Annotated in this window: 4 protein-coding genes; 3 read left to right on the forward strand and 1 reads right to left on the reverse strand. The window is 59.1% G+C overall.

The window, feature by feature from the left end:
* Window positions 1–581: 581 nt before the first annotated feature.
* From ABX749_RS18160 to ABX749_RS18170, 3 genes are read left to right on the forward strand one after another with little or no spacing between them, the layout of a single operon-like run.
* Window positions 582–3,023 carry a DUF1592 domain-containing protein gene (locus ABX749_RS18160; protein WP_372897207.1) on the forward strand — a complete coding sequence of 814 codons (2,442 nt, stop codon included), beginning with the start codon at window positions 582–584 and terminating at the stop codon, window positions 3,021–3,023.
* Between the two features lie 9 nt (window positions 3,024–3,032).
* Window positions 3,033–4,400, forward strand: coding sequence for a DUF1552 domain-containing protein (locus tag ABX749_RS18165; protein ID WP_372897208.1), 1,368 nt, complete (start codon window positions 3,033–3,035; stop codon window positions 4,398–4,400).
* A complete protein-coding gene (locus ABX749_RS18170) occupies window positions 4,397–5,611 on the forward strand; it encodes a hypothetical protein (RefSeq protein WP_372897209.1) in 1,215 nt (404 codons plus the stop codon). The genes ABX749_RS18165 and ABX749_RS18170 overlap by 4 nt, the downstream gene beginning before the upstream one ends.
* Here the strand turns inward: ABX749_RS18170 and ABX749_RS18175 are convergent.
* Window positions 5,576–6,103: WD40 repeat domain-containing protein (locus ABX749_RS18175; protein ID WP_372897210.1), on the reverse strand; the 528-nt coding region annotated here is incomplete at its 5' end. The two genes, ABX749_RS18170 and ABX749_RS18175, sit on opposite strands and share 36 nt — an antisense overlap.

Raw genomic sequence — 6,103 nt, forward strand, 5'->3', positions numbered from 1 at the left:
CCAAGCGAAACCGCTTCCCCGATGCTCGCGTCGGAATCCGAAGTCATCCCCGCGTCGACGACCTACAGTCTCAACGACACCCCGGTTCGCACCGCGTCCACCATCAGCGATGACACTCCGTCCACCTTGGCACGCTGACCCGCGACTTAAAAATCGAGAGAGCAAATCGCGCCCGTTGGACGCTGCGGGTTTCAAATATCAAACAGCGATGCAGCGTGAGTCGCCGTTGCCTGGTCGACATCGAACCTGACGGTACGCCTGCCCGCTGAACGCTTGGCGGGTCTCGCGATCTAATCACGGTGCGCTGAACCCGCACTCGTCCGGTCCCTCTCCTACCGGCAATCGCTTGTGTCTGGCAGTGAACTTTCTGCCCACTCTGTGTGCCCAATGATAAATCAATTGGGTTCTTTCTGGCAGCTGTTTCATTTGTATCTAAGAAGCAGAAAGCTCGCCCCTCGAAAGCGAGGAAATAGATATACTTTCAAACCGTCGACGGATTGGTCACGTCTCGTGACACCAGGCAAGGTTCTTTGACGAAACAAATGTATATGCCATGAATCGCGTATCCTTAGTTTCCTATCATGAAGCAGATTGTTGCAGCCTGGCTGATTGCATGTTGTTCGCTTGCCGCGGCGCAGGGCGACGACGAATTCGATGCCAAGGAATTCGACCCGAAGGAACTCGATGCGACCGTCGGCGGCTTCATCGAGACGCACTGCATCGAATGCCATGACCAGCAGTCCGCCAGCGGCGATTTCCGGGTCGACAATCTGTCGCCGAAAGTCGGTTTCGAAGACACGCCGCGGTGGGTCGAGATCATGGAGCGGATCAAGTCGGGCGAGATGCCTCCGGACGATGCCGCCGAACAACCGACCGCGGATCAGCGAGCCGAAATCGTCGAGTGGATCGCGGCGCGGATGAAGGAAGGTGAGTCGGCGCGTCTGGCGAAGCGTGAGCGAGTTTCCTATCGGCGGCTCACACGCGAAGAATACGTGTACACCGTTCGCGATCTGATCGGGGTGGAATACGACGCGAGCGATCCCGGCGGACTTTTTGAAGATCCCCAATGGCACGGATTTGAGCGGATCGGTTCGGTCCTGACGCTCTCGCCATCGCATATCGAGAAATACATCAAAGCGGCCGAAGTGATCTTGGATGAAGCATATCCGGACGAGCCGATCGAGTACCGCGAAGCCGGCAAGCGGGCGATGGAGATCAAGGAGACCCACCATCATTTCCAGCGACTCAAAGCGGAAGGTTTGCTGGACAAGGTAAGAGCCCCACTGACGACGTCGGGCCAGATCTATCGCTATTCCAATCCATGGCGATCGCCTGACCTGAAGTTTCCTGGACCCGGTGTGTATGAGATCAGCTACACCGTCAGCGGCTTGAAACCGGACCAGGGCATTGCGCCGCGGATGAAGGTGACCGAGCCCGATCTCGATCGCGTGTTGTTTGAACGAGACATCATCGCGCCGGAAGACGATCCGGTCACTGTGACGTTTCAGGCTCATTTTTCGAATCCGCCGGGCCGCCCGCCGAAGATCTACGTGACGAACGCGAATAAGGTCCCGAATCATCCGCGGACCAACGCGACAAGCGGGATTCCGTTCATCACGACCAAGCATCGCCGCGCGCCCTGGCAGATGAAGATCACCAACCAGGACGGAAGCCCGCGGTATCCGATCCTGATCATCGATTCGATCACCATGCGCGGTCCGATGGTGACGAAGCAGGAGCAACGGCGCCGCGACGAGTATTTGACAACCGAGACATCGCTAGACACCGTCAGCGAAAGCCTCTCCCGGTTCGCGCGACGTGCCTTCCGGCGGCCGCTTTACGACAGGGAACTGGAGACCTATCTCGAAATCGTCCGCGGCGAGTTGGAAGCCGGCGAGTCGTTTCGCAATGCCGTCAAAACGGGCATGGTGGCAATCCTCTGTTCCAAAAGTTTTCTGTTCATCGCCGAGGGAGACGAAGAGGCGGAACGGAGCGAATTGAACGACTGGGAACTGGCGACGCGGCTGTCCTACTTGCTTTGGAGCACGATGCCGGATGACGAACTGTTTGCTTTGGCCGAGAATCGGCAACTCCGCCATCGGGCGGTCTTGGAGGAGCAGTTCAACCGCATGCTCGCCGATCCGCGTGCCGAGCGATTCATGCGTTCGTTCTCGTCCCAATGGCTGAACCTGCGCAAGGTGGGAATGTTCCCGCCGGACAGAAACCTCTACCCGAACTACGACGACTACTTGGAACAGAGCATGGTCGGCGAGAGTCAGGCATTTTTTGCCGAAGTGTTGCGGCAAGACCTGACGCTGCGCGAGTTCATCGATTCCGACTGGACGATGCTCAATCCGCGACTGGCTCGGTTTTATGGCATCCCCGGCGTGGTCGACGATCGCTTTCAACGCGTCGCGCTGCAACCGCAGAATCATCGGGGCGGCCTGTTGACGCACGCGTCGGTTCTGTCGCTGACTTCGGACGGCACGCGGCACCGTCCGGTGCATCGTGGCGTCTGGCTGTCGGAAGTTTTTCTGGGCAAAGAACCTCCGCCTCCTCCGGCCAATGTCGACCCGATTGAGCCGACTCCGACGGACGCCCCCAAGGCGACGTTGCGAATGAAATTGGAGGCCCACAAGCGCGATCCGAATTGTGCCTCGTGCCACCAAAAAATCGATCCACTCGGGCTGGCATTCGATCACTACAATGCGATCGGACAGTGGCGCACGCATGAAAAGGTCGAAGGAACCGGCGAGGATCCACCCGTCGATGCCAGTGGCGAATTGCCTGACGGCCGGACGTTTGCCAACGCGAAAGAGTTTCAGCAACTGTTGCTGGCAGACCTGGATGCGTTCAACCAAACCTTTATCGAAAAACTGGCCATCTACGGCATGCGACGCACGATGACGATTGACGATCGCGAGAGATTAAGTGCGATCGCCGAGATCAGCCGTGAAAAGGACTACCAGGTACGAGCGATCCTTGAGGCGTTCGTACTCTCCGATCTCTTTCAACAACGATAGAAAGACTCTATGAACATCCAGACGAAAAACTGGCGTCTCGACCGCCGCCACGTGCTGCGGGGAATCGGTGCCAGCATCGGTCTTCCGCTGCTTGATTGCATGGCGGACGGTGCAGCTCTGCCGGCGGCGACCGAACCCAAACGCAGTGTCTTTCTTTACATCCCCAACGGCGTCAACACGCTGACCTGGCAGATTGAAAAGGCCGGCACGGATTTCGAATTCACCTCGCCGCTCGCCTCGCTCCAACGACATCGTCAAGACGTCACACCGATCAGTGGCCTGCACCATCCGATGGTGCTGGGGAAACATCACAACTGTGACAAAGTGTGGCTCACCGGTGCCGACGTTCCGTCCAGCGGCGGATCGTTTCGCAACACCGTTTCGGTCGACCAGTTGATGGCCGAAGTGCAAGGCGCGTCGACTCGATTCCCTTCCCTTGAACTCGCGATCGAAGGCCACTCACTGGCCTGGTCACGCGACGGCATTCAGCTGCCGGCCGATCGCAACGTCAAGACGGTTTTTGAACGCCTGTTCGTAGGGGAGCAAGGTGGCAAGGACGTCGTTCGCCGGCGTCTGAATCGGCGCGGCAGTATTCTTGATGCGGTCATGGACGACGCCCGGCGGGTGAACCAGAAAATGGGCTCGGCCGATCGCAGCAAACTGGACGAGTACTTGACCGCCGTTCGCCAGGTGGAAATCCGCACCGATCGGGCCGATGCCTGGCTGGACGTCCCCCGCCCCGGACTGCCGAACGACGCCGCAAACCGCTTTACCGCCAAGCTGGACATCAGCCGGGTCCAAGAGTACCACCGAATCTTCTTTGACCTGATGGTGCTGGCGCTGCGCACCGACATGACGCGCGTCATCACCTGCATGATTTGCAGTGAATCCAATGGCGGTGCGATTCCCGACATCGGAATCTCGCAGACCCGGCACGGTTTGTCGCATCACAACGGCGACCCCGAACAACTACGTCGACTCACGCAGACCGACACGTTTCTCGTCGAGCAATTGAGCTATTTCCTGGACCAGTTGAAAGCTCACCAAGACGGCGACGGCACGTTGTTGGACACCACTCAAGTGCTCTGGGGCAGCGGCATGTCGTACGGCCACAGCCACGGCAACGCCAACCTGCCCACGATCCTGGCCGGCGGACGCAAGCTCGGTTGGAAACACGGCCGGCACCTCGACTTCAACCTGCCCGTCATCGGTCAATACAACGTCGCTGACGCCGGCGCCCACTACAAGATCTGCGGTCGGCCGGTCGACAGCAAGGCGCACCTCAGCAATCTGTTCCTGACGATGTTGCACCGTGTGGACGTCGAAGTGGATCAGTTTCAGGATAGCCTGGGCACGATCTCGGAGATCGTGGCATGAGGTTTGTGCGGACGATTGAGTTGCTGTTTGCGGCGGTCGTTGCGTTGGCGGTTTCAACGGCCGCGTTGGCTGGTGATGCGGCCATCCGATTCCGCACCGATGAAAACCAGGACAAGAGCCTGCCGTGGTATCAGCCGGTCAAGGGCGAGTTTCCGCCCGAAGGTTCGGCGCATTGCATCAAAGGAGAGCTGATCTGGGTCGATCACGCCGAACGCGAGCTACACCTTCGCGTGGATCGAGATGATTCACAGGGCGCCGGAGTCCAAGATCTGCCGCTGTTGCTGACGATGTTGCCCTACGGTTCGATCGAATACAACGGCCAGCCCGCGGCGCTACAGGACATTCCCCTGGGCACCCATCTTCATACCTGGTGTTACCCGACCGATCCGGATGACAAGCGTCCGCCGATTGTCAGGCGTCACCAACGGATTTCTCCGGAAGCGAACTTTCGGCAATGCATTCGAATCGAGGATGACTTCAGTTTCCACACGCGGCGAAATCAGGTCTGGAGAGTGGAGGACGTCGACCACCAGACGATGCAACTGACGGCAACGCTGTTGGTCGACGGTCAGCCCGAGGACAATGCCAAGCGGTTCGATCTGCTTGAGAGCACGGTGGTCTACCAGGGACATGGATTCGGCACGCTGGCAAGCATTCAACCCGGTCAGCAGGTGCAAATGAACCTCACCTGGGCCACCCTGTACGGCCCAGGCCGTGTGTTTCACATCTGGTTGGACCCGGAGAGTCGCGAGTTGGCGCGCGACCGCCAGCGACGGCGTCATCACGACCACATTCGCCAACGCGGCATCCCGGGGTGGGTCGACGCGGTGGATGACGAGGCTTCGACCGTCACCGTGACGTTTTTCGATGGCATCGACATTAGCCTGCTGGAAAGCCTGGATGACATCGTGCCCGAGCCGCTGGGTTGGCCAACCTCCGGCGGTGCGAAAGATGACGAGAAACCGAAAGGGACGCTCGCCGTCGCCCGCTCGACGCTGATGACCTACGAGCCGCTCAACGATCGCAAGGGCGGCAACATCCTGAAAACGAATCAAGTCCCGATGGTGCCGGGCTGTTGCGGCGTGCAGATTCAGCTTCAGTGCGGCCTGCTATTGGAAGGCTACCGCCCGGGTGAGATCGTTCGCTTTTTCCCGGCCAGTTGGGAATTCGTCGCCCTACCGTCGGAAGAGCAGTTCTTCGGCCGCGAGTGAACCTGCGTCAAACAGCACGAGGTGATCTCCCTTGCCACCGACGGCGAGTCGATCTCCGGTCGGTGAGAACTGCAGATCGCGAATGGGCGCGACGTCGGTTTGCACGACCAATTGGTTCTCCCACGTTTCGGTATCCCAAAACAACACTTCGCCGTCGAAGTGGCCGCTCGCCATCACCTTCCCATCGGGGGCGAAATCGATTTCACCCAACTGGGAGGGATTGGGTTGACGACGCGTCACTTCCTCCAACTCGGGAATCGACCAGACCGAGATCTTTCCGGCCAACGTGCCGGTGACCAACGCCTTGCCGCCGGGCTGGAATTTCATCGTCTTCAGGTCGGCCAGTTGCCGTTGTGCCAACCGTTCACAATGGCCATGTTCCGCTTCCCGCCACAGCGTGATCAGGTTGTTTTCGTCGGCAGTGGCGATCAATCCTGACGCACGGTCTTTGACCGAAAGGAAGAGTCTCGATTCGACATTGACGTCGGAACG

The sequence above is a fragment of the Stieleria sp. genome (assembly GCF_041595215.1).
GTDB classification, from domain to species: Bacteria; Planctomycetota; Planctomycetia; order Pirellulales; family Pirellulaceae; genus Stieleria; species Stieleria magnilauensis.

Bases quoted from the DNA above. Each gene is read 5' to 3' on its own strand.
- ABX749_RS18160 (WP_372897207.1), top strand. From the start codon at position 582: ATGAAGCAGATTGTTGCAGCCTGGCTGATTGCATGTTGTTCGCTTGCC.
- ABX749_RS18165 (WP_372897208.1), top strand. From the start codon at position 3,033: ATGAACATCCAGACGAAAAACTGGCGTCTCGACCGCCGCCACGTGCTG.
- ABX749_RS18170 (WP_372897209.1), top strand. From the start codon at position 4,397: ATGAGGTTTGTGCGGACGATTGAGTTGCTGTTTGCGGCGGTCGTTGCG.